This window comes from Massilia sp. Masssp94, from assembly GCF_059491305.1.
The window spans coordinates 3,073,983-3,094,759 of record NZ_CP168501.1 but is presented as its reverse complement, the minus strand read 5'-3'; the positions used below and the strand labels follow the sequence as shown (position 1 = coordinate 3,094,759).

Annotated in this window: 29 protein-coding genes; 3 read left to right on the top strand and 26 right to left on the bottom strand. The window is 64.3% G+C overall.

Going from position 1 to position 20,777, the window contains the following annotated elements:
• Position 1 precedes the first annotated feature (1 nt).
• Positions 2-373, bottom strand: coding sequence for a hypothetical protein (locus tag ACEN9G_RS13795; protein ID WP_413337544.1), 372 nt, complete (start codon positions 371-373; stop codon positions 2-4).
• 38 nt (positions 374-411) lie between these two features.
• Here ACEN9G_RS13795 and ACEN9G_RS13790 point away from each other — a divergent pair, with 38 nt between their 5' ends.
• A complete protein-coding gene (locus ACEN9G_RS13790) occupies positions 412-702 on the top strand; it encodes a hypothetical protein (RefSeq protein WP_413337545.1) in 291 nt (96 codons plus the stop codon).
• A gap of 19 nt (positions 703-721) precedes the next feature.
• Here the strand turns inward: ACEN9G_RS13790 and tatC are convergent, their stop codons facing one another.
• From tatC to ACEN9G_RS13670, 24 genes are all read right to left on the bottom strand, one after another.
• Positions 722-1,477 carry a twin-arginine translocase subunit TatC gene (gene tatC / locus ACEN9G_RS13785; protein ID WP_371763190.1) on the bottom strand — a complete coding sequence of 252 codons (756 nt, stop codon included), beginning with the start codon at positions 1,475-1,477 and terminating at the stop codon, positions 722-724.
• Positions 1,478-1,513: 36 nt separating this feature from the next.
• Complete coding sequence (tatB, locus tag ACEN9G_RS13780) at positions 1,514-2,020, bottom strand: Sec-independent protein translocase protein TatB (protein WP_056126151.1); 507 nt, start codon at positions 2,018-2,020, stop codon at positions 1,514-1,516.
• A gap of 42 nt (positions 2,021-2,062) precedes the next feature.
• On the bottom strand, positions 2,063-2,305 hold the full coding sequence (tatA, locus tag ACEN9G_RS13775) for a Sec-independent protein translocase subunit TatA (protein WP_371761917.1): 243 nt from the start codon (positions 2,303-2,305) through the stop codon (positions 2,063-2,065).
• 97 nt (positions 2,306-2,402) lie between these two features.
• On the bottom strand, positions 2,403-2,777 hold the full coding sequence (locus ACEN9G_RS13770) for a histidine triad nucleotide-binding protein (protein WP_413337546.1): 375 nt from the start codon (positions 2,775-2,777) through the stop codon (positions 2,403-2,405).
• 50 nt (positions 2,778-2,827) lie between these two features.
• Positions 2,828-3,169 carry a phosphoribosyl-ATP diphosphatase gene (locus tag ACEN9G_RS13765; RefSeq protein WP_371763189.1) on the bottom strand — a complete coding sequence of 114 codons (342 nt, stop codon included), beginning with the start codon at positions 3,167-3,169 and terminating at the stop codon, positions 2,828-2,830.
• 7 nt (positions 3,170-3,176) lie between these two features.
• On the bottom strand, positions 3,177-3,608 hold the full coding sequence (gene hisI, locus ACEN9G_RS13760) for a phosphoribosyl-AMP cyclohydrolase (RefSeq protein WP_056126210.1): 432 nt from the start codon (positions 3,606-3,608) through the stop codon (positions 3,177-3,179).
• Positions 3,609-3,626: 18 nt separating this feature from the next.
• Positions 3,627-4,388, bottom strand: a complete 762-nt coding sequence (hisF, locus tag ACEN9G_RS13755; protein ID WP_413337547.1) for an imidazole glycerol phosphate synthase subunit HisF — start codon at positions 4,386-4,388, stop codon at positions 3,627-3,629.
• Between the two features lie 143 nt (positions 4,389-4,531).
• Entirely contained in the window at positions 4,532-5,308 is a 777-nt protein-coding gene (hisA, locus tag ACEN9G_RS13750; RefSeq protein WP_413337548.1) for a 1-(5-phosphoribosyl)-5-[(5-phosphoribosylamino)methylideneamino]imidazole-4-carboxamide isomerase, read from the bottom strand.
• A gap of 25 nt (positions 5,309-5,333) precedes the next feature.
• Positions 5,334-5,975, bottom strand: coding sequence for an imidazole glycerol phosphate synthase subunit HisH (gene hisH, locus ACEN9G_RS13745; protein WP_413337549.1), 642 nt, complete (start codon positions 5,973-5,975; stop codon positions 5,334-5,336).
• An 8-nt stretch (positions 5,976-5,983) separates the two neighbouring features.
• Positions 5,984-6,574: an imidazoleglycerol-phosphate dehydratase HisB gene (hisB, locus tag ACEN9G_RS13740; protein ID WP_036233394.1), complete on the bottom strand. Its 591-nt coding sequence runs from the start codon at positions 6,572-6,574 to the stop codon at positions 5,984-5,986.
• 20 nt (positions 6,575-6,594) lie between these two features.
• Positions 6,595-7,689: a histidinol-phosphate transaminase gene (gene hisC / locus ACEN9G_RS13735; protein ID WP_413337550.1), complete on the bottom strand. Its 1,095-nt coding sequence runs from the start codon at positions 7,687-7,689 to the stop codon at positions 6,595-6,597.
• Positions 7,686-8,507: a DNA-methyltransferase gene (locus tag ACEN9G_RS13730; protein ID WP_413337551.1), complete on the bottom strand. Its 822-nt coding sequence runs from the start codon at positions 8,505-8,507 to the stop codon at positions 7,686-7,688. The genes hisC and ACEN9G_RS13730 overlap by 4 nt, the downstream gene beginning before the upstream one ends.
• Entirely contained in the window at positions 8,504-9,829 is a 1,326-nt protein-coding gene (hisD, locus tag ACEN9G_RS13725) for a histidinol dehydrogenase (RefSeq protein WP_413337552.1), read from the bottom strand. The genes ACEN9G_RS13730 and hisD overlap by 4 nt, the downstream gene beginning before the upstream one ends.
• 5 nt (positions 9,830-9,834) lie before the next feature.
• Positions 9,835-10,509: an ATP phosphoribosyltransferase gene (gene hisG / locus ACEN9G_RS13720; protein ID WP_413337553.1), complete on the bottom strand. Its 675-nt coding sequence runs from the start codon at positions 10,507-10,509 to the stop codon at positions 9,835-9,837.
• 50 nt (positions 10,510-10,559) lie between these two features.
• Positions 10,560-11,810, bottom strand: coding sequence for a UDP-N-acetylglucosamine 1-carboxyvinyltransferase (gene murA / locus ACEN9G_RS13715; RefSeq protein WP_413337554.1), 1,251 nt, complete (start codon positions 11,808-11,810; stop codon positions 10,560-10,562).
• Positions 11,811-11,824: 14 nt separating this feature from the next.
• Complete coding sequence (locus ACEN9G_RS13710; RefSeq protein WP_105380128.1) at positions 11,825-12,061, bottom strand: BolA family protein; 237 nt, start codon at positions 12,059-12,061, stop codon at positions 11,825-11,827.
• 6 nt (positions 12,062-12,067) lie between these two features.
• Positions 12,068-12,835, bottom strand: coding sequence for an ABC transporter permease (locus tag ACEN9G_RS13705; RefSeq protein ID WP_413337555.1), 768 nt, complete (start codon positions 12,833-12,835; stop codon positions 12,068-12,070).
• Positions 12,832-13,764 carry an ABC transporter ATP-binding protein gene (locus ACEN9G_RS13700; RefSeq protein WP_413337556.1) on the bottom strand — a complete coding sequence of 311 codons (933 nt, stop codon included), beginning with the start codon at positions 13,762-13,764 and terminating at the stop codon, positions 12,832-12,834. The genes ACEN9G_RS13705 and ACEN9G_RS13700 overlap by 4 nt, the downstream gene beginning before the upstream one ends.
• Before the next feature lie 99 nt (positions 13,765-13,863).
• Positions 13,864-14,139 carry an STAS domain-containing protein gene (locus tag ACEN9G_RS13695; protein WP_371760708.1) on the bottom strand — a complete coding sequence of 92 codons (276 nt, stop codon included), beginning with the start codon at positions 14,137-14,139 and terminating at the stop codon, positions 13,864-13,866.
• A 2-nt stretch (positions 14,140-14,141) separates the two neighbouring features.
• Positions 14,142-14,795, bottom strand: coding sequence for an MlaC/ttg2D family ABC transporter substrate-binding protein (locus ACEN9G_RS13690; protein ID WP_413337557.1), 654 nt, complete (start codon positions 14,793-14,795; stop codon positions 14,142-14,144).
• Positions 14,796-14,872: 77 nt separating this feature from the next.
• Entirely contained in the window at positions 14,873-15,736 is an 864-nt protein-coding gene (locus tag ACEN9G_RS13685) for an MlaA family lipoprotein (RefSeq protein ID WP_413337558.1), read from the bottom strand.
• Entirely contained in the window at positions 15,733-16,206 is a 474-nt protein-coding gene (mlaD, locus tag ACEN9G_RS13680) for an outer membrane lipid asymmetry maintenance protein MlaD (protein ID WP_413337559.1), read from the bottom strand. The genes ACEN9G_RS13685 and mlaD overlap by 4 nt, the downstream gene beginning before the upstream one ends.
• Before the next feature lie 22 nt (positions 16,207-16,228).
• Positions 16,229-17,008: a lipid asymmetry maintenance ABC transporter permease subunit MlaE gene (mlaE, locus tag ACEN9G_RS13675; protein ID WP_371763178.1), complete on the bottom strand. Its 780-nt coding sequence runs from the start codon at positions 17,006-17,008 to the stop codon at positions 16,229-16,231.
• A complete protein-coding gene (locus tag ACEN9G_RS13670; RefSeq protein WP_413337560.1) occupies positions 17,005-17,808 on the bottom strand; it encodes an ABC transporter ATP-binding protein in 804 nt (267 codons plus the stop codon). The genes mlaE and ACEN9G_RS13670 overlap by 4 nt, the downstream gene beginning before the upstream one ends.
• A 367-nt stretch (positions 17,809-18,175) precedes the next feature.
• Here ACEN9G_RS13670 and ACEN9G_RS13665 point away from each other — a divergent pair, with 367 nt between their 5' ends.
• Together ACEN9G_RS13665 and ACEN9G_RS13660 are read left to right on the top strand one after the other, a co-directional pair.
• Complete coding sequence (locus ACEN9G_RS13665; RefSeq protein WP_440965591.1) at positions 18,176-18,820, top strand: dienelactone hydrolase family protein; 645 nt, start codon at positions 18,176-18,178, stop codon at positions 18,818-18,820.
• Positions 18,810-19,826, top strand: coding sequence for a CapA family protein (locus ACEN9G_RS13660; protein ID WP_413340202.1), 1,017 nt, complete (start codon positions 18,810-18,812; stop codon positions 19,824-19,826). Before ACEN9G_RS13665 ends, ACEN9G_RS13660 begins: the two co-directional genes overlap by 11 nt.
• On the opposite strand, the gene ACEN9G_RS13655 is transcribed toward ACEN9G_RS13660, so the two are convergent.
• Entirely contained in the window at positions 19,827-20,708 is an 882-nt protein-coding gene (locus ACEN9G_RS13655) for an NAD(P)-dependent oxidoreductase (RefSeq protein ID WP_413340204.1), read from the bottom strand. It lies immediately after the preceding gene.
• Positions 20,709-20,777: the final 69 nt, after the last annotated feature.

Genomic DNA, 20,777 nt, shown 5'->3' with positions numbered 1-20,777 from the left:
CTCATTCAAAAGCGACGCGTGCCAGGAAGTCGGTTTTCACCACGGTGCGCTCGATCTTCGTATCGGGCCCGATATAGACATCGACGCGGCTGAACGGCCGTCTGATTTCCACGCCGTCGCGGCTGGCGAGTGGCAGGCTCACGTCGATGAAGTAGTCGGTATGGAGACGGCGGGCGGTACGGAACTCGATGCTTGCTCCGGGCCCCAGGTGATCCTTGACGATGTCGTTGTCTTCGTTGAAGAAATAGGTCACGGGCGCGACGGCCTGGGCGGAGTAATGCAGGAAGACGACCGGCAGCGTAACAGCGTTCACGAACAACGCGAGCCATGACGCCACGATCGCCCCGGCGATGGCCAGCAGTGTCTTGCGCATCGATTCGATATTCTTGTCGCAACAAAAAGAATTGTATCATGCTGAGTTTTTCGATTTCACGAACGACTCACGATGAACAAACTTCTTGGAACCGTCGTACTCGCTGCCTGCATGGCCTTCGGCGCGCCGCGCGCCGGCGCCAGCGTGTCGTCGCAACAGCAGGGCATGCACCGGTGCGCTGGTACCGGCTGACCGAAAGCGACGACGGCCATCCGGACGACCTCGCCTATTTTTTCAAGAAGATCTCCAGCACGAGTTATCCGGCCAGTGCGAAGCTGACGGTCGAGCTGGTGTTGAAAAAAGAAGTGGCCGCAAAATCGAAAAAATAGCGCGAAAAAATAGCGGCGATCAGGACTGTTCCTGCGGCGCCTGTGTCGCCTTGACGAAGATCGGCGCCATCAGCAACCCGAGCTCGAACAGCAGGCACATCGGAATGGCCAGCGCCAGCTGGCTGACGGCGTCCGGCGGCGTGACGATGGCGGCGATGACGAACGCGCCGACGATGGCGTACGGACGGATCGAGCGCAGCTTCTCGACGCTGACGATGCCCATCCGGACGAGGATCACGACGACGACCGGCACCTCGAACGTGGCGCCGAACGCAAGGCACATGGACATCACGAAGTCGAGGTAGTTCTCGATGTCCGGCATCACGGCGATGGACGTCGGCGAGAAGTTGCCGATGAAGTGGAACACGCGGCCGAACACGAAGAAGTAGCAGAACGCGACGCCCGCGATGAAGAGGAACGACGACGAGATCACGAGCGGCAGCACGAGCCGCTTTTCGTGTGCGTACAGCCCCGGTGCGACGAACGCCCACACCTGATAAAAGACCCACGGCAGCGCGAGGATGAAGGCGATCAGCAGCGTGACCTTCATCGGCACGAGGAACGGCGAGACGACGCCGGTGGCGATCATCTTGGAGCCGGCCGGCAGCGCGGCCAGCATCGGGGCGGCGAGGAAATCGTAGATCTGTGCCGGGCCCGGCCACAGCATCAGCACGATACAGGCGAGGACGATGCCGTACGTCGCCTTGATCAGGCGGTCGCGCAGCTCGACCAGGTGGGAGATGAAGGTTTCTTCGCCCGCGGTTTCTTCAGTCATCTGGCGCTAGGAGGCGGCGCCCAACGGCGGCCGTCATCAGAAAAATTTGGTGTTGGAAGTGGCGCCGGGACGGAACTTGCGCACGCGTGCGGCACCGGACAGCACATGCTGGCGCGTGCCCTGGCGGTTCTTGTACCAGGCCGGCATGCTCGACGTCTTCGCCAGCTTCTTGCGGCGGAAGTCGCGCGCCTTGCGCTCGATGTCGTCCGTCGAGGCCGTCGTCGGCATTACGGCCGTGTCGCCGCGCCAGGCGGACTCGACCTCGTCCATGTGGGTCGAGACGGTGTTCTCGACCTCGGACTTGAACGTCTCGACCTCGGACTTGAAGCTTTGCGCGCTGTCCTGGATATCCTTGTGCAGATTGCGCAATTCTTCCATTTCGATCTCGCGCGAGACCTCCGACTTCACGTCGTGCAGGTAGCGCTGGGCGCGGCCGTACAGGGTGCCGGCCATGCGCGCCACCTTAGGCAGTTTCTCGGGGCCAATCACAACCAGCGCCACCGCGCCGATGATGGCGAGTTTGGTAAGACCGAGATCGATCATGCGGGGTCAGGCATGGGCTTAGTGGCGGGCTTAGTGGCGCGCTTAGTGACGCGTTTTTTCGCGCGCATCGACGTCGATCGTCGACTTGTCGGCCACCTGCTGCGCGGTCTGTTGCGCCGTCTGGCTGGCAGGCGTCTTGCCGTCTTCCTCGCCCTTCATGCCATCCTTGAAACCCTTGACGGCCTTGCCCAGGTCCGAGCCCGCATTGCGCAGCTTGCTCGTACCGAACACCACCACCACCACGACCAGCACGATCAACCAGTGCCAGAGACTCATCGAACCCATTGTTTTCTCCTTGCCGGGCAGCAGCCCGATCAGCGTAAGCTAAAGCTACGCCAGTATAAGCGGTTTAGGGCCGGAATGCCCTCTTTCCTTTAGGGAATTACGTTCCCAGGCCACGCCACGGACGCGGACCGCCGTAGACGTGCAGGTGCAGGTGATACACCTCCTGCCCGCCGTCCGGACCGACGTTGAACAGCGTCTTGTAGCCGCCGCTGCGCTCGCCGTCCGGGCCGGTCTTCACCGCGATGCCGTGTTCAAGCGCCAGCTTCGGCGCCAGCGCCAGCATCTTGCCCAGCACGGGCGCATGCGCGTCGGTGCAGTCGGACAGGCTGGCCACGTGCTGCTTCGGGATCACCAGCAGGTGGACGGGCGCGGCCGGGTTGATGTCCTTGAACGCGAGCAGCTCGTCGTCCTCGTACACCACGCTGGCCGGGATCTGTTTGGCGACGATCTTGCAGAAGATGCAGTTATCCATGTTCTCTCACATTCTATCGATACGGGATGACGCCGGCGTGACAGCCGGGCTCAGTCTTTCGGACGCGACGCCTTTTCCTCGATGCCGGAAATGCCTTCGCGCCGCGCCAGTTCGTCCAGCACCTGCTGCGGCGTGAGGCCGAACTGCGCCAGCAGGACGATCGAATGGAACCACAGGTCGGCCGTCTCGTACAGCAGCTTCGACGCATCCGCGCCGGCGCGCACGTCCTTCGCTGCCATCACGGTCTCGACGGCTTCCTCGCCGATCTTTTTCAGGATGGCGTCGTCGCCCTTGGCGAACAGTTTCGCGACGTACGAGGCCGTCGGGTCGCCGCCGTTGGCCGGCTTGCGGGATTCGATGACGGCCGCGAGGCGTTCCAGTTGCGTGCTCATGTGTGCGCTATTTCTTCTTCTGGTTGGTGTAGATGGTGTCCGGATCCTGCAGCACGGGCTCGACGCTGTTCCAGTCGCCGTCCTCGAACTTCTGGAAGAAGCAGGAATGGCGGCCGGTATGGCAGGCGATGCCGCCGGCCTGCTCGACCTTCAGCAGCACCACGTCTTCGTCGCAGTCGAGGCGGATTTCCAGCACTTTCTGCACGTGGCCGGACTCTTCGCCCTTGTGCCATAGCTTCTTGCGCGAGCGGCTCCAGTACACGGCCTCGCCAAGCTCCACGGTCTTGGCCAGGGCTTCGCGGTTCATCCAGGCGAACATCAGGATGTCGCCGGTGGCGGCTTCCTGGGCGATCACCGGCACGAGGCCGTGCTCGTCCCATTGGACTTTCTTGAGCCAGGGCTGGGCCGGGATCGTCGGGGGGGTGGGCGGGGTCACCATGGTCGTCGGTTCCATCAATCAGTCGAGGCGCATCGGGATGCCGCGGTCCGCCATGAAGCGCTTGGCTTCGCCGACCGTGTGCTGCCCGTAGTGGAAGATGCTCGCGGCCAGCACGGCGTCGGCATGGCCTTCCTGCACGCCATCGGCGAGATCCTTCAGGCCGCCCACGCCGCCCGAGGCGATCACGGGAATGCCGACGGCGTCCGACACGGCGCGCGTCAGGCCCAGGTCGAAGCCGGACTTGGTGCCGTCGCGGTCCATGCTGGTCAGCAGCAGTTCGCCGGCGCCCAGGCTTTCCATCTTGCGGGCCCATTCGATGGCATCGATGCCGGTCGCGTTGCGGCCGCCGTGGGTAAAGACTTCCCACTTGCCGGGCGCGACCTGCTTGGCGTCGATGGCGACCACGATGCACTGCGCGCCGTGTTTCTGCGACGCGTCGTACACGAGTTGCGGGTTGGTGACGGCCGAGGTGTTCATCGACACCTTGTCCGCGCCGGCGTTCAGCAGGCGGCGCACGTCCTCGACCTTGCGCACGCCGCCGCCCACGGTCAGCGGAATGAACACGGTCGATGCCACGGCTTCGATGATCGGCAGGATCAGGTCGCGGCCGTCGCTCGAGGCGGTGATGTCGAGGAAGGTGATCTCGTCGGCGCCCTGCTCGTTGTAGCGGCGTGCGATCTCGACGGGGTCGCCGGCATCGCGCAGTTCGGTGAAGTTGACGCCCTTGACCACGCGGCCGCCGGTGACGTCCAGGCAGGGGATGATGCGTTTTGCGAGCATAAAATTTATCTAGTGGTATTCATTCGTCGGTCCCGGCATTGCCGGAACCGACTCCCCGCGCAGGCGGGGATCCATGCTGACGTGACGTTATCGCACTCGGCATGGGTTCCCGCTTTCGCGGGAACGACGGGTTGAGGGGCGAATTACGCCTGCGCGCCCTCGGTGAGTTCATCCGCGCGTTCCTGCGCACTGGCCAGGTCGAGCGTGCCTTCGTAGATCGAGCGGCCGCAGATCACGCCTTCGATGCCCTCGTCCTGCACGGCGCACAGGGCTTCCACGTCGGCCAGGTTGTGCAGGCCGCCCGAAGCGATGATCGGGATCTTGACGGACTGCGCCAGGCGCACGGTCGCTTCGATGTTCACGCCGCCCATCATGCCGTCGCGGCCGATGTCGGTGTAGATGATCGATTCCACGCCGTAGCCTTCGAATTTCTGGGCCAGGTCGATGACTTCGTGGCCGGACATCTTGCTCCAGCCGTCGGTCGCGACCTTGCCGTCCTTGGCATCCAGGCCGACGATGATGCTGCCCGGGAAGGCGCCGCAGGCGTCGTGCAGGAAGCCCGGGTTCTTGACGGCCGCGGTGCCCACGATGATGTAGGTGATGCCGTCGTCCAGGTAGCGCTCGATGGTGTCCAGGTCGCGGATGCCGCCACCCAGCTGGACCGGGATCTCGTCCAGGTCGTTGTCTTCGGCGTACTCCTGCACGACTTGCAGGATCGATTTGATCGCCTCTTCGTTCTTCGGTTTGCCCGCGAACGCACCGTTCAGGTCGACCAGGTGCAGACGGCGCGCACCCTTCTTGAGCCAGTGCAGCGCCATCTCGGCGGGATCTTCGGAGAACACGGTGGCGAGTTCCATGTCGCCCTGTTTCAGGCGAACGCAGTGACCGTCTTTCAGGTCGATGGCGGGGATCAGCAGCATGGTCGTAGTCGGTTGATTAGGTAACTCAGGGATTCCAGTGGACGAAATTGCGATACAGGCGCAGGCCGGCGGCCGCGCTTTTCTCGGGGTGGAACTGGGTGGCGACGATGTTGTCGCGCGCGACCGCGCAGCAGAATTGTCCGCCGTAGTCGGTCTCGCCGATGGCGTCCTGCGCCTCGGCGGGCTGCGCGTAATAGCTGTGCACGAAATAAAAATAGCTGTCCGGGGCGACGCCGTCCCACAGCGGGTGGGCACGCTTCTGGTGCACGCGGTTCCAGCCCATCTGCGGCACCTTGAAGCGCGAGCCGTCGGCCTGCAGCTTGCCGTCGAGTTCGAAGCGCACGACCTTGCCCGGCAACAGGCCCAGGCCGGGCACGCCGCCATTCTCGTCGCTCGAATCGAACAGCATCTGCTCGCCCACGCACACGCCCATCATCGGACGGGTTTTCGCCGCGCGCAGCAGGGCGTCCTCGACGCCCGATTCACGCAGGCTGCGCATGCAGTCGCGCATGGCGCCCTGGCCGGGCAGGACGATGCGATCGGCCGCGTCGATGGCGGCCGCGTCGCCGGAAATCTGGACGTCGGCTTCGGGCGCGACGGCGCGCAGGGCCTGCGCAACCGAACGCAGGTTGCCCATGCCGTAGTCGACAACAACAATCTTGTTCATGATTCTCTTTACAGGCTGCCCTTGGTGGACGGGATCGTGCCCGCGGCGCGCGCATCCAGCTCGGACGCCATGCGCAGCGCGCGGCCGAACGCTTTGAAGACGGTCTCGCACTGGTGGTGCGCGTTCACGCCGCGCAGGTTATCCACGTGCAGCGTCACGCCCGCATGGTTGACGAAGCCGCGGAAGAACTCGATGGTGAGATCGACGTCGAAGCGGCCGATGGTCGCGCGGGTGAACGGCACATGCCATTCCAGGCCCGGGCGGCCGGAAAAGTCGATCACGACGCGCGACAGCGCTTCGTCCAGCGGGACGTACGCATGGCCGTAGCGGCGGATGCCCTTCTTGTCGCCGATGGCCTTGGCGACCGCCATGCCCAGCGTGATGCCCGTGTCCTCGACGGTGTGGTGGTCGTCGATGTGCAGGTCGCCGACGGCCTCGACTTCGAGGTCGATCAGGCCGTGGCGCGCGATCTGGTCCAGCATGTGGTCGAGGAACGGCACCCCGGTATTGAGTTTCTGGCGGCCGGTGCCGTCCAGGTTGAGCGCGACGCGGATCTGCGTCTCGCTGGTGTTGCGCGTGATTTCTGCGGTGCGGGTCATTGCTAGGTGCTCGGCGGTGTTCAGGCTTGCAGCGAAGCCTTCAGGGCATTCAGGAATACGGAGTTTTCTTCCGGGGTGCTGACCGTAACACGGATGCAATTGGCCAGCAATTCATGCATTCTACTCAAATTTTTAATCAGTACCCGTTCTGAGAACAGTTTAGCGCAGGTCTTTTCAGCGTCGGGTACGCGCAAGGTGATGAAATTGGCACTCGACGGGAACACGGTCACGCCCGGCAGCGCGGCCATGGCGGCGGCCAGTTCCGTGCGCGCCTCGTTCAAACGGGCGGCCTGCTCGTCCAGCACCTCGACGTGGTCGAGCGCGAATTCGGCGGCCACCTGCGTCAATACGTTGACGTTGTACGGCGGCCGCACCTTGTCGAACTGTTCCAGCAGCGCCGGTGCGGCAGCGAGGTAGCCCAGGCGGATGCCGGCCAGGCCCAGCTTCGACAGCGTGCGCATCACGACCAGGTTCGGATACTGCGGCAGCTTGTCCATGAAGCTCGTGCGGGCGAACGGGTGATACGCCTCGTCGGCCACGACGATGCCGTTCTCGCCCAGCGCGTCGATGATCGCGACCATGTCGGCTTCATCGTACAGGTTGCCGGTCGGGTTGTTCGGGTAAGCCAGGAACACGAGGCTCGGCTTGTGCTCGGCGATCGCGGCCAGCATGGCGGCGCGGTCCAGCGAGAAGTCGGCCTTCAACGGGACGCCGACGTAATCCATGCCCGCGAACTGGGCGGAGCGCTGGAACATGACGAACGCCGGGCTCGGTGCCAGCACGACCGCGCGTTTATCCTGCCGCGAGCAGGCGGTGCACAGGATGGAGATGATCTCGTCCGAGCCGTTGCCGAGGATGACGTCGAAGCCGGCCGGCACGCCGAGGTTGGTACGGATCTTTTCCTTCAGCGTGCTGTACGACGCCAGCGGATAGCGGTTCAGGACGGCGTCCGCCAGGCGCTGGGCCAGCTCCCCGCGCAGCGCATCCGGCAGCTGGTACGGGTTTTCCATCGCGTCCAGCTTGATGTAGCCGCTCGAATCCGGCACGTTGTAGATATGGCCGGCACGGACGTCTTCGCGGATCGTGTTGGCGATGAGGTTGTCGATGCTGGTCATGCTTGGTTCACTCCTTCGGTGGTGGCGTCCGTACGGGCGCCTTTGCGTTTTTTCGTGGCCGGCTGCGCGGGAGCGGACAAACGTTCCGCGATGGTCGCGCAGTAGGCGGGGTTCAGCTCGAAACCGGTGAAATGCCGGCCGAGGCGTTTGGCGGCCAGTGCCGTCGTGCCGCTGCCCATGAACGGGTCGAGCACGACGCCGCCCGGCGGGCACGACGCCTTGACCATGCGCTCGATGATCTCGAGCGGTTTCTGGGTCGGATGGTCGACCCGTTCCGCATGTTCGCGATGCAGGCGCGACACGCTCCACAGGTCCTTCGGGTTGTAACCCACCTCCAGCCACTTGGCGCCCACGAAGATCGAGCGCGATCGCGCCTTCTTCGTCTCGGCGTCGTACGGGATACGCACGGAGTCCAAGTCGAAATAATAATCCTTGCGCTTCACGAAGAAGCCGATGGTGTCGTGCACCGAGCTGAAGCTCCTGGTGCTGCCCCCCATCGAGGGGACGCGGCGGTCCCAGATGATCTCGTTCATCATCGTCATGCGCCGCTTGAGCATGACGAAGATCTCGGGCGCGAAGCGCCACGTGAGAAAGATGTACAGGCTGCCGTTGTCTTTCAGTTTCGGCAGCGCACAATCGATCCAGCGCTCGGTCCACGCGAGGTAATCCTCCACGCTCTGCTGGTCCGAGCCGTTGCCGTAATCCTTGCCGAGATTATAAGGCGGGTCCGTCAGGATCAGGTCGATGCTGCCGTCGGGGATGCGCGCCATGCCGGCCAGCGCATCCTCGCAGAAGACCTGATCGAGCCAGGCCGTCATGATTCCGATTGGATCCTGAGCTCTGCGCTGCGCGCATGCGCCTGCAGGCCCTCGCCGTACGCGAGTTCGGCCGCGACACGGCCCAGCGTTTGCGCGCCGGCCTGCGACACGAACAGGATCGACGAGCGCTTCTGGAAATCGTACACGCCCAGCGGCGACGAGAAGCGCGCCGTGCGCGACGTCGGCAGCACGTGGTTCGGGCCGCAGCAATAATCGCCCAGCGATTCGGACGAGAAGCGGCCCAGGAACATCGCGCCTGCATGACGGATTTTATCGGCCCACTGCTGCGGTTCCTCGGCGGAGATCTCCAGGTGCTCGGCCGCGATGGCGTTCGCGATCGCGCACGCTTCATCCATGTCGCGCACCTTGATCAGCGCGCCGCGGTCGGTCATCGACGTGGCGATGGTGTCCTTGCGCGGCATCGTCGGCAGCAGCTTGTGGATGCTCGCTTCCACTTTGGCGATGTAGTCGGCGTCGGGGCACAGCAGGATCGCCTGCGCCAGTTCGTCGTGCTCGGCCTGCGAGAACAGGTCCATCGCGACCCAGTCCGGGTCCGTCGTGCCGTCGCACAGCACGAGGATTTCCGACGGGCCCGCGATCATGTCGATGCCCACCGTGCCGAACACGCGGCGCTTGGCGGCGGCGACGTACGCATTGCCCGGGCCGACGATTTTATCCACCGGCGGGATGGTCGCCGTGCCGTAAGCCAGTGCGCCGACGGCCTGCGCGCCGCCGATCGTGATCACGCGCGTAACGCCGGCGATCGCGGCGGCCGCGAGCACCATGCGGTTCTTGACGCCGTCCGGCGTCGGCACGACCATCACGATTTCCTTCACGCCCGCGACTTGCGCCGGGATCGCGTTCATCAGCACGGACGACGGATACGCGGCCTTGCCGCCCGGGACGTAGATGCCCACGCGGTCCAGCGGCGTGACGCGCTGGCCCAGCACCGTGCCGTCGGGCTCGGTGTACGTAAAACCGTTCAGTTCCTGCTTCTGGCGCTCGTGGAACACGCGGATGCGTTCCGCGGCCGTGCGCAGTGCCGCGCGTTGCGATTCCGGCAGCGATGCCAGTGCTTCATCCAGCTCGGCCTGGCCGACGTCGAGGGCGGCCATGCTGGTGGCGCCGCCATTCGGGATGCGATCGAACCTGTTCGTGTATTCCAGCACGGCGGCGTCGCCGCGCGCCTTCACGTCGGCGAGGATCTTCGCCACGGCGGTTTCGATGGCGTCGTCGGTCTCAGCTTCGAACGCGAGCAGCGTGTTCAGGGTCTGCTGGAAGCCGTCGGCGGCGGAATCGAGTTTGCGGATCGTGATGGACATGGTCGTTAGCATTGCTGCTGCTTGGACGCGCGGTCGAACGCGTCGATGATCGGTTGCAGGCGCTCGCGCTTCAGCTTCAGCGCGGCCTGGTTGACGACGAGGCGCGACGAGATCTCCATGATCTTTTCGACTTCAACGAGATTGTTGGCGCGCAGCGTGCCGCCCGTCGACACGACGTCGACGATGGCGTCGGACAGGCCGACCAGCGGCGCCAGCTCCATCGATCCATACAGTTTGATGAGGTCGACGTGCACGCCCTTCTTGGCGAAGTGCTCGCGCGCCGTGTGCACGAACTTGGTGGCCACGCGCAGGCGCGCGCCCTGGCGCACGGCGTTGTCGTAGTCGAAGCCGGCATTGGCGGCCACGGACATGCGGCAGCAGGCGATGCGCAGGTCGATCGGTTGATACAGCCCTTCGCCGCCGTGCTCGAGCAGCACGTCCTTGCCGGCCACGCCGAAGTCGGCGGCGCCATGCTGGACATAGGTCGGCACGTCGCTGGCGCGCACGATCAGCACGCGGATGCCGGGATCGTTGGTGGCGAGGATCAGCTTGCGCGAGGTTTCCGGATTTTCCAGCACCTCGATGCCGGCCGCGGACAGCAGCGGCAGCGTGTCTTCGAAGATGCGGCCCTTCGAGAGGGCGAGGATCAGCTGCGAGCTGTCCCGAGTAGTGTCATTCATGTGACTGCGTTCGTTTCCGTCGTCCCCGCCTGCGCGGGAACGACGTTGTTTTATTTAATACGGACGATATCCGCGCCCACCGCCGACAACTTCGCCTCCATCCGGTCATACCCGCGATCGAGGTGATAGATGCGGTCGACGAGGGTCGTGCCCTCGGCGGCCAGGCCGGCGATCACGAGGGAGGCCGAGGCGCGCAGGTCGGTCGCCATCACGGGCGCGCCCACGAGGCGGTCGACGCCCTTGATGAAGGCCGTGTTGCCCTCGGTGGAGATCTGCGCGCCCAGGCGGTTCATTTCCTGCACGTGCATGAAGCGGTTTTCGAAGATGGTTTCGGTGACGCGGCTCGAGCCGTTCGCGATCGTGTTCACGGCCATGAACTGGGCCTGCATGTCGGTCGGGAAGCCCGGGTATTCCGTGGTACGGAACGACACCGGTTGCGGACGGCCGTCCATGCGCGCGCGGATGCTGTCGCCTTCCACGGTCAGCTGGACGCCCATCTCGCGCAGCTTGTCGATGGCCACGTCGAAGATGTCGGTGCGGGTGCGGGTGATGCGGATGTCGCCGCCCGTCGCCGCCACGGCGCACAGGAACGTCGCCGCTTCGATGCGGTCGGAAATGACGCCATGTTCAGTGCCGTGCAGGCTGTCGACGCCCTGGACCACGAGGCGGTCGGTGCCGATGCCGTCGATCTTCGCGCCCATCGCCACGAGCATGTTCGCGAGGTCCGTCACTTCCGGTTCGCGCGCGGCGTTTTCCAGGATCGTCTCGCCGTCGGCCAGCGTGGCGGCCATCAGCAGGTTCTCCGTGCCCGTCACGGTGATCATGTCCGTGTGGATGCGGGCGCCCTTCAGGCGCGATACCTTCGCGTAGATGTAGCCGCCCTCGATCGTGATGTCGGCGCCCATCTGGCGCAGGCCCTTGATGTGCTGGTCGACGGGGCGGGAACCGATCGCGCAGCCGCCCGGCAGCGACACCTTGGCTTCGCCGAAGCGCGCCAGCATCGGACCCAGCACGAGGATCGATGCGCGCATCGTCTTCACCAATTCGTAAGGTGCGACGAGGGTGTTGATGGCGGAGCCGTTCAGCACGACGTTCTCGTCGTCCTGCGTGACCTTCAGGCCGGTCTGCTCGAGCAGGCGCAGCATCGTGCGCACGTCGTGCAGGCGCGGCACGTTCGACAGGGCGAGGTCGCCGGCCGTCAGCAGGCCCGCGCACAGGATCGGGAGCGCCGCGTTCTTGGCGCCCGAAATGGGGATGTCACCGTTCAGGCGCTTGCCGCCGACGATCTGGAGCTTGTCCATCGATTATCCTTGGCTCAGTTACCGTATTCGTCCGGGGTCAGCGTCTTCATCGACAGCGCGTGGATTTCCTCACGCATGCGGTCGCCCAGGGCGGCGTAGACGATCTGGTGGCGCTGGATGCGGCTCTTGCCGGCGAACGCGGGCGAGACGATGACGGCGCTGAAATGCTGGCCATCGCCCTCCACTTCCAGGTGGGTGCATTCCAGGCCCTTTTGGATGTAGCCGTGGATGAGTTCGGGTGTAGTAACCATGTTTTTTCAGTGACGCAGCTTGTAGCCGCGGCGAAGCAGATTGATTGCGATTGCGGAAAGAAGCCCGAAGAAGATGGCGACGATTGCCAGGCTTAACCAGGGCGACACGTCGGACTGGCCAAAGAAACCATAGCGGAACCCGTCAATCATATAAAAGAACGGGTTGAAATGCGAGACTGCAAGCCAGAACGGCGGAAGTTTCTTAATGGAATAGAACACACCGGCCAAAAATGTTGCAGGCGTGATCAAAAAGTTCTGGAATGCGGCCAGCTGGTCGAATTTTTCCGCCCAGATGCCGGCGATGACGCCCAGGGTGCCCAGGATGCCGGCGCCCAGCAGCGCGAACACGATGATCCACAGCGGCGCGACGAACGACAGGTGCGCGAACCAGGCCGTGATGATGAACACGCCGAAACCGACGGCCAGCCCGCGCACGACGGACGCCGTCACGTATGCGGACAGGATCTCCACGTGCGACAGCGGCGGCAGCAGGATGAACACGAGGTTGCCCGTGATTTTCGACTGGATCAGCGACGACGACGAGTTCGCGAACGCATTCTGCAGCACGCTCATCATCACGAGGCCGGGGACGAGGAACGACGTGTAGCTGACGCCATCGAGCATCTCGACGCGGCCATCGAGCACGTGGCCGAAGATCAGCAGATACAGCATTGCGCTGACGACGGGCGCGGCGATGGTCTGCGTCGCGACCTTCCAGAAGCGCAGGATTTCTTTATAAAACAGGGTGCGGAAACCCACGGAAAACGCGTTCATCGTACCGGGCTCCCTTCCATGATCTGGATAAAAATGTCTTCCAGGTCGGCCTGCTGCAGCTGCATCTCGTCGATCTCGGCGCCGGATTCGCGCAGGCGCGCGAGGATGCCTTCCACCTCGCTGTACTCGTTCACGCGGAGGGTGTACTTGTTGCCGCCGCTGTTTTTACCTTCATCACGTTCATCGTGCGCGACGAGGTGGCGCAGGCCTTCCGGCAGGCCGCCGTGCTTCAGGTGCACGACAAGCGACGAGCCGGATACGCGGCGCAGCAGCTGCGACATGGTGTCCAGCGCGACGACGTTGCCCGTCTTGAGCATGGCCACGCGCTGGCACATGGCCTGCGCTTCTTCCAGGTAGTGCGTCGTCAGGACGACCGTATGACCCTCGCGGTTCAGGCGCGCGATGAACTTCCACAGTGTCTGGCGCAGTTCGACGTCGACGCCGGCCGTCGGTTCGTCCAGCACGATCACGGGCGGTTTATGGACGAGGGCCTGGGCGACGAGCACGCGGCGCTTCATGCCGCCGGACAGCGCGCGCATGTTGACGTCCGCCTTGGGCGTGAGGTCGAGGTTTTCCATGACCTCGTCGATCCATGGATCGTTGTTCTTCAGGCCGAAATAGCCGGATTGCAGGCGCAGGGTCTCGCGCACGGTGAAGAACGGGTCGAACACGAGTTCCTGCGGCACGACGCCCAGCTTCATGCGCGCCTCGCGGAAATCCTGCACGACGTCGCGGCCGTGGATGCGCACGCTGCCGACGTCCGGACGAATGAGGCCGGCGATGGTCGAAATCAGGGTCGTCTTGCCGGCGCCATTCGGGCCGAGGAGGCCGAAGAATTCGCCTTGTTCGATGTTCAGTGAAACGCCCTTGAGGGCCTTGAAGCCCTTGTAGCTTTTCTCGACGCTGTCGATCTGGATGGCTGCTGTCATGCGTTGGGGATCCGAAGGACCGGAACCGTGCGGGTGAAACGAGCCATTATAGAAGAAAACGCCACGGCGTTCCGGGCCGTGGCGTTTTCGGCGGTGCGGTTACGCGCGGCCCAACAAGCCGTCGACGCCGTATAACTTTGCCAACGCATCGACGTTGGCCGGCACATTGATGAACTTCAGGCTGCGCCCCTGTCCCTGCGCGCGGCGCTGCCAGGCCAGCATCAGGGCCAGGGCCGAGGAGTCGGCGGCCTTGACGCCGCCGAGGTCGAACTCGGTTTCGCCGGCGGACACGGCGGCACAGCCCTGCGCCAACGCCGCTTGCGCGTTGTCGAACGTCAGGGCTTCCAGCGAGAGCATGGGATTCGCTTCCGCCATGCTTACTTCTGCGCGGACTTGGTCAGCGGCTTGTTGGCCAGCTGCTCGTTGCGGTCGTGCAGCTTCTTGATCAGGCCGTCGATGCCGTTCTTGCCGATTTCCGACGCGAAGGTGCTCTTGTAGGTTTCCACCAGCCACGCGCCCAGCACGTTCAGGTCGAAGATCTTCCAGCCCTGCGGGCCCTTGGCCAGGCGGTAGTTCAGGGTGATCGGCTCGCCGCGGGTCAGGTTGACCTGCGATTTCACCTCGACTTCCGTGTCGGCCGGGTCGGCGCGGAACGGCTTGAACTCGATGGTTTCGTTCTTGATCTGCGACAGCGCACCGGCATAGGTGTACACGAGCAGCGTGCGGAACTCGGCCGCCAGCTGCTTTTGCTGCTCCGGCGTCGCCTGGCGCCAGAAGCGGCCGGCGGCCTGGGCCGTCATCTTGTCCGAATCGACGTACGGCAGGATCTTGCTGTTGACCAGATCCATGATTTTCCTGTTGTTGCCGGCCTGGATGTCCTTGTCGGCCTTGACGCTCTCGATGACGTCGGTGGAGACGCGTTTCACGAGGGCATCCGGTGCCTCGACGGCGGCACGGGCCGGCGCGACGAGAACGGCGGTGGACATGGCCACGGCGGCGGCGGTCACGATCAGTTTTGCGATGGGCTTCATACGCTTCCTTTAATTTGGTTGGGTCTGGCCAAGCGGTCCCGCGTGCTGCGCGGACGGCCTGGCTGTACCGTCGTTAACTATTTGCTGGCCGGTTCGGATGACACGGGCGCCGCTGCGGGCTCTTCCGCGCCATCTTCGGGCACCGGTTTCGGGCCCAGTTTCACGCCCAGCTTCGATTCGACCTTTTCCTGGACCTTTTCCAGTTTTTCGTGGACCTTGTCGGCGCGTTCCTGCGCCTTGTCCGTGTCGAGCACCTTGCTGTTGCGGCGCTGCATGTAGCCGTCACGGATGAATTCGTAACGGTCGAGGGCGGCGTCTTCCAGCAGGTTCGACGCGTCCAGCACGCTGGCACGCTGGTCGACCGCACGCAGGACGATGCCGCTGGTGCGCCACGGCACATCGTTCACGTGGGTCCACGCATCGCCCCACCAGTCGGCGGGCAAGGTCGCGGTGTCACGGATCGTAGATGGGCCCAGCAGCGGCAACATCAAGTAGGGACCGCTCGGCACGCCCCAATATCCGAGGGTCTGGCCGAAGTCCTCGTTATGCTTGCGCATGCCGGCCGGAGTGGCGATGTCCAGCACGCCGGCGAGACCCAGCGTGGAGTTCACGGCAAAACGCATGAAATCGTTCAAGCCGTCTTGCCCTTTCAGCTGGGCAAAATTGTTCAGCGAGCTCCACAAATCGGTCAAGTTACCGAAGAAATTGTTCACGCCCGTTTGCACGAAGGTCGGCGTAACGTTCTTGTAGGCGGTGGCGGCCGGCTTCAGGGCGACGCGGTCGACCGTGTCGTTGAAGCTGAACATGGCCCGGTTGAACTTCTCGAACGGGTCTTTCGGGTTGGCGGTCGTCGCACAGCCACTCAGCAATACGGCTGCACCGAGTGCCAGCGCCAGGCCAGTGCGGGTACGCGGCGAGGCGGAGTCATTGCGGTTCGTCATTTGCTACTGTCCTTTCCTTCGGCTGCCTTGCTATAGATAAATTGATTAATCAAGTCTTCGAGCACTGCGGCCGATTGCGTACGGGTGATGCGGTCGCCTTCGACGAGATTGTTCGTGTCGCCACCGGCCTCGATGCCGATGTATTGCTCACCGAGCAGGCCCGAGGTCAGGATCTTCAGGGAGCTGTCCTTCGGGAACTTGTAAGCAGGATTCAAATCGAGGCGGACGATCGCCTGGAAGCTTTTATCGTCGAACGAGATGTCGCCCACGCGGCCCACGACCACGCCCGCGCTCTTGACGGCCGACTGCGGCTTCAGGCCGCCGATGTTGTCGAACTTGCCCGTGATCGAATAGGTCTTGCTGAACGAGATCGTGCTCATGTTACCGGCCTTGAGGGCCAGGAAAAGGAGCGATAACGCACCCAACAGGACAAAAAGGCCGACCCAGACGTCAATGGATTTACGATGCATAAATTTTTCCCAACTCTTCAGATTACTTGTTGAACATCAAGGCGGTCATGACGAAGTCCAGCGCCAGCACCATCAGCGACGCGATCACGACGGTGCGCGTGGTGGCGCGCGACACGCCTTCCGGCGTCGGCTGCGCTTCATAGCCCTGGAACAGGGCCGTGAACGTCACGGCCATGCCGAATACAAAGCTCTTGATGACGCCATTCATGATGTCGCGGCGCACGTCGATGTTCGCCTGCATCTGCGACCAGAACGCCCCTTCGTCCACGCCGATCAGCTGCACGCCGACGAGGTAGCCGCCGACCACGCCGATGGCGGAGAACACGGCGGCCAGCACCGGCATGGCGATCAGGCCCGCCCAGAACCGGGGCGCCAGCACGCGCTGGATCGGGTTGACGGCCATCATTTCCATCGCGGTCAGTTGCTCGCCGGCCTTCATGAGGCCGATTTCCGCCGTGAGGGACGTGCCGGCGCGGCCCGCGAACAGCAGCGCCGTCACGACCGGCCCCAGTTCGCGCAGCAGCGACAGCGCCACCAGCTGGCCCAGCTTTTCCTCGGCGCCGAACTGGCTCAGCGTGTAATAGCCCTGCAGGCCCAGCACCATGCCGACGAACAGGCCGGACACGGTGATGATCAGCAAGGAGTAATTGCCGATGAAGTGGACCTGTTCCGAGATCAGGGTCGGACGGCGCAGCGCGCCCGGCGCCTTGCCGAGCAGGCCGCCGAACGAACGCGTGACGAAGCCGACGCGGGCGAAAGTGTCGAGGACGAAGCCCCCGAGGAGTGCGAGAGGATTGGTCATCGCTTGCCTCCCAGGCCCAGGTCCTCGGCCAGCGATTTGCCGGGGTAATGGAACGGCACCGGGCCATCCGGCTCGGCGTTCACGAATTGTTTGACGTACGGATCGGTCGAGCGGCGCATCTCGTCCGGCGTGCCCGAAGCGACGATCCGGCCCGCGGACAGGAAATACACGTAATCGGCGATCAAGAAAGTTTCGTTCACGTCGTGCGAGACGAGGATGGACGTCGAGCCGAGCGCGTCGTTCAGGTTGCGGATCAGGTTGGCGGTCACGCCCATCGAGATCGGGTCGAGGCCGGCGAACGGTTCGTCGTACATGATCAGCGCCGGATCGAGTGCGACGGCACGGGCGAGCGCCACGCGGCGCGCCATGCCGCCCGAGATCTCGTTCGGCTTCAGGTCCGCGGCATTGCGCAGGCCGACGGCATTCAGGCGCATCAGCACCAGGTCGCGGATCAGTTCTTCCGGCAGTTCCGTGTGCTCGCGCAGCGGAAAGGCCACGTTCTCGAACACGGTCAGGTCGGTGAACAGCGCGCCGAACTGGAACAGCATGCCCATCTTGCGCCGCAACCTGTACAGGCCTTCGGTGTCGAGCTGGTTCACCACCTCGCCATTCACGGCGACGGTGCCGCGCTGCGGCTTGATCTGGCCGCCGATCAGGCGCAGGACCGTCGTCTTGCCCGAGCCGGAGCCGCCCATCACGGCAATCAGTTTGCCGCGCGGGAAGTCCATGCTCAGGTTCTGCAGGATCGGGCGATCGCCATACGAAAAATGCAGATCGCGAATTTCGACGAGGTTGGACACAGTGGATATTGGTATTTGGAGAATCCCGTATTGTAGTGCAGAAACGGCAAGGCCTGCAGGACACGGCCCGATTCCGGGGATGTTATCGACGTGATATTACAACATTACTAAACGAAGAGTCAGATATTTTGCGACATAAGTGCTTGTTTTTAATAACTTATGCATACAACACATTGTTTCACATCAGTAAACAATCTTTACAAATGCCGGAAAGAAACCCTTTTACGGGGACATCCTGAAGATCCACTACATCGCGATTCGGCGTCCTGTCCCGGACCTCGGGAACGGGCAAATGCCGGACTTTCGGTCACTCCCCATTTAACAATCGGATGCCGAATCTTTGCCCCTGCCAGATGGTCTAACGATCATGACAAAAGCCCTGGTCCACATCGACAGCGGCGCGGCGACGATGGAAGGCATGCTCGAGCTGCCCGACACTCCCTCCGGCGTCGTGCTGTTCGCGCACGGCAGCGGCAGCAGCCGTTTGAGCCCGCGCAACAACCACGTGGCGCACGTGCTGCGCGACGCCGGCATCGGTACGCTGCTGCTGGACCTGCTCACGCCGCACGAAGACCGTCAATACCATAACCGATTCGATATCTCCCTGCTGACGGGCCGCCTGCGCGCGGCAGCAAGCTGGCTGGGCGCGCAGGACGCGACGGCCCCGTTACCGCTGGGCCTGTTCGGCGCCAGCACGGGCGCGGCCGCCGCGTTGCAGCTGGCGGCCGACCCGGCGGTGCCCATCGCGGCCGTCGTGTCGCGCGGCGGGCGGCCGGATCTCGCCGGCAGCGACGCCCTGCGCGCCGTCGAGGCGCCGACACTCCTCATCGTGGGCGGTGCCGACGAACCCGTCATCGCGCTGAACCGGCAGGCCTATGGCGAGTTGGGCTGCGTAAAACGGCTGGCGCTCGTGCCCGGTGCGACGCACTTGTTCGAGGAACCTGGCACGCTGGAAGAGGTGGCGCGGCTGGCGGCGGACTGGTTCACGAGCTGGTTCGTCCATGAGCCCTGATCTGCGCCCTTTGCGCCTCGTGTTCGGCGGCGACGTCATGCTGGGCCGCCACGTGCGCGACGTCATGCTGCGCGACGGCATCCACGCGCCGCTGGAAGCAATCTCGCCGCTGCTGCGTGCGGCCGATGTCGCCATCGTCAACCTGGAGTGCGCGCTCACTGACAGTACCGGGCGCTGGCACGGCGTGCCCAAGGCGTATTACTTCGCGGCGCCCTCCGCGGCCGGCCAGGCGCTGCTTGACGCCGGCATCCGCATGATCAGCCTCGCCAACAATCACAGTCTCGACTACGACGTGCAAGGGCTGGCCGATACGCTGCGCATCCTCGACGCACACGGCATCGCCCACACCGGCGCCGGTCCGGACCTCGCATGGGCGCTGTCCCCGGCCGTCGTGGCGTGCGGCGACGTGCTCGTCGGGATGGCGGCGTTCTGCGACCACCAGGCCGATTTCGCCGCGACGGACGATCACCCCGGCATCGCCTGGCTCGGCCTGCACGACGAAACGGCCGCCACCGACGCCTTCGCACGCGCGCTCGCGCCCCTGCGCGCGGCCGGCGTGCGCTGGCCGGTGTTGTCGCTGCACTGGGGTCCGAACATGGTGACGGCGCCCGCACCGCACCTGCGCCGCCTCGCACACGCCGCGATCGACGTCGGCTGGAAGATCGTCTACGGCCACAGCGCCCACATCTTCCACGGCATCGAGCTGTACCGGGGCTGGCCGATCCTGTACGCGACCGGCGACCTCGTCGACGACTACGCCGTCGACGCGGACCTGCGCAACGACCATCAACTGCTGTTCGAAGTGCACCTGGGCGAGGACGCCCTGCGCCGCATCGTGCTGCACCCGGTGTTCGTCCGCCACGGCCGCGCGCTGCCGGCCGACCACACGCAACGCACCTGGATCTATACGCGCATGCAGGCGCTGTGCCGCGACCTGGGCACGACGGCGCGGCTGGACGGCGAGATGCTCGTCATCGAACCGGACGCCGTCACGCCGCACGAGTGATCAACGGAGACCCGCCTCTTCCGACACGTTCAACGCGGCCGCCGTCCAGTCGAGCTCGCCGCGGTCCTTCGCGAGAGCGGACAGAAAACGGTCGTGCATCATGCTCGCGAGCGGCATCGGCACGCGCGCCTTCGTGGCGGCATCCAGTACGAGGTTCGCATCCTTGAACCCCAGCGACAGCTTGAAGCCGGGATTGGCGTAATCATGCTGCGCGATCAGCTTGCCGTAATTGACGTACAGCGGCGTGGCGAAGATCGATTGCGTCATCACGTCGAGCATGGCCGAACGCGAGACGCCGTATTTCTCGCACAGCGTCGCCGCTTCCGCCATCGCCTCGATGACGCCCATGATCATGAAATTGCCGCTCAGCTTGACGATGCTGGCCGCGACCGGATCGTCGCCCAGCGGGAACACGCGTTGGCCCATCGTCTCCAGCAGGGGCAGGACTTTGTCGCGCGCGGCGGCGTCACCCGCGGCCAGGATGAACAACATGGCGGCGGCCGCGGCGGTCGGGCGGCCGAATACGGGCGCGGCGATGAAGGCGGCGCCGCGCTCGGCGTGCAGGGCGGCGAGCTTGCGCGTGGTCTCCGGCGACACCGTGCTCATCGACACGTGGATGCCGCCCGGGCCCAGCGTCGCGGCGATGCCGTTCGCGCCGCCGACGACCTGCTCCAGCGCCGCGTCATCGGCCACCATCGTGAACACGATGCCGTCGCCGGCCACGGCCTGGCCGGGATGCTCGACCAGCGTGGCGCCTTGCCCGACGAGGCCGGCCGCCTTGCCGGGCGAGCGGTTCCACACGCGCAGCGTATGGCCCTTACTAATGAGGTTGCTTGCCATGGCATGGCCCATGCCGCCCAGGCCGACGTAGCCGATATTCATGCCGTCTCCAAAATTGTACAAATTGTCGGAATCATGCATGCTAACAGATAAGTCCAGCTAGCTCTGCCT

Excerpts from the sequence above, each read along its gene's own strand:
- ACEN9G_RS13655 (WP_413340204.1), bottom strand. The coding sequence starts at position 20,708 with ATGAATATCGGCTACGTCGGCCTGGGCGGCATGGGCCATGCCATGGCA.
- tatA (WP_371761917.1), bottom strand. The coding sequence starts at position 2,305 with ATGGGTTCGATGAGTCTCTGGCACTGGTTGATCGTGCTGGTCGTGGTG.
- murA (WP_413337554.1), bottom strand. The coding sequence starts at position 11,810 with ATGGACAAGCTCCAGATCGTCGGCGGCAAGCGCCTGAACGGTGACATC.
- hisG (WP_413337553.1), bottom strand. The coding sequence starts at position 10,509 with ATGAATGACACTACTCGGGACAGCTCGCAGCTGATCCTCGCCCTCTCG.
- ACEN9G_RS13660 (WP_413340202.1), top strand. The coding sequence starts at position 18,810 with ATGAGCCCTGATCTGCGCCCTTTGCGCCTCGTGTTCGGCGGCGACGTC.
- hisB (WP_036233394.1), bottom strand. The coding sequence starts at position 6,574 with ATGACCCGCACCGCAGAAATCACGCGCAACACCAGCGAGACGCAGATC.
- ACEN9G_RS13690 (WP_413337557.1), bottom strand. The coding sequence starts at position 14,795 with ATGAAGCCCATCGCAAAACTGATCGTGACCGCCGCCGCCGTGGCCATG.
- ACEN9G_RS13705 (WP_413337555.1), bottom strand. The coding sequence starts at position 12,835 with ATGAACGCGTTTTCCGTGGGTTTCCGCACCCTGTTTTATAAAGAAATC.
- ACEN9G_RS13700 (WP_413337556.1), bottom strand. The coding sequence starts at position 13,764 with ATGACAGCAGCCATCCAGATCGACAGCGTCGAGAAAAGCTACAAGGGC.
- ACEN9G_RS13685 (WP_413337558.1), bottom strand. The coding sequence starts at position 15,736 with ATGACGAACCGCAATGACTCCGCCTCGCCGCGTACCCGCACTGGCCTG.
- ACEN9G_RS13790 (WP_413337545.1), top strand. The coding sequence starts at position 412 with ATGCTGAGTTTTTCGATTTCACGAACGACTCACGATGAACAAACTTCT.
- hisC (WP_413337550.1), bottom strand. The coding sequence starts at position 7,689 with ATGACCAGCATCGACAACCTCATCGCCAACACGATCCGCGAAGACGTC.
- ACEN9G_RS13770 (WP_413337546.1), bottom strand. The coding sequence starts at position 2,777 with ATGGATAACTGCATCTTCTGCAAGATCGTCGCCAAACAGATCCCGGCC.
- hisA (WP_413337548.1), bottom strand. The coding sequence starts at position 5,308 with ATGCTGCTGATCCCCGCCATCGACCTGAAAGACGGTCACTGCGTTCGC.
- ACEN9G_RS13795 (WP_413337544.1), bottom strand. The coding sequence starts at position 373 with ATGCGCAAGACACTGCTGGCCATCGCCGGGGCGATCGTGGCGTCATGG.
- tatC (WP_371763190.1), bottom strand. The coding sequence starts at position 1,477 with ATGACTGAAGAAACCGCGGGCGAAGAAACCTTCATCTCCCACCTGGTC.
- ACEN9G_RS13665 (WP_440965591.1), top strand. The coding sequence starts at position 18,176 with ATGACAAAAGCCCTGGTCCACATCGACAGCGGCGCGGCGACGATGGAA.
- ACEN9G_RS13710 (WP_105380128.1), bottom strand. The coding sequence starts at position 12,061 with ATGGTTACTACACCCGAACTCATCCACGGCTACATCCAAAAGGGCCTG.
- hisF (WP_413337547.1), bottom strand. The coding sequence starts at position 4,388 with ATGCTCGCAAAACGCATCATCCCCTGCCTGGACGTCACCGGCGGCCGC.
- ACEN9G_RS13695 (WP_371760708.1), bottom strand. The coding sequence starts at position 14,139 with ATGGCGGAAGCGAATCCCATGCTCTCGCTGGAAGCCCTGACGTTCGAC.
- ACEN9G_RS13730 (WP_413337551.1), bottom strand. The coding sequence starts at position 8,507 with ATGACGGCCTGGCTCGATCAGGTCTTCTGCGAGGATGCGCTGGCCGGC.
- ACEN9G_RS13765 (WP_371763189.1), bottom strand. The coding sequence starts at position 3,169 with ATGAGCACGCAACTGGAACGCCTCGCGGCCGTCATCGAATCCCGCAAG.
- mlaE (WP_371763178.1), bottom strand. The coding sequence starts at position 17,008 with ATGACCAATCCTCTCGCACTCCTCGGGGGCTTCGTCCTCGACACTTTC.
- tatB (WP_056126151.1), bottom strand. The coding sequence starts at position 2,020 with ATGATCGATCTCGGTCTTACCAAACTCGCCATCATCGGCGCGGTGGCG.
- hisH (WP_413337549.1), bottom strand. The coding sequence starts at position 5,975 with ATGAACAAGATTGTTGTTGTCGACTACGGCATGGGCAACCTGCGTTCG.
- mlaD (WP_413337559.1), bottom strand. The coding sequence starts at position 16,206 with ATGCATCGTAAATCCATTGACGTCTGGGTCGGCCTTTTTGTCCTGTTG.
- hisD (WP_413337552.1), bottom strand. The coding sequence starts at position 9,829 with ATGTCCATCACGATCCGCAAACTCGATTCCGCCGCCGACGGCTTCCAG.
- hisI (WP_056126210.1), bottom strand. The coding sequence starts at position 3,608 with ATGGTGACCCCGCCCACCCCCCCGACGATCCCGGCCCAGCCCTGGCTC.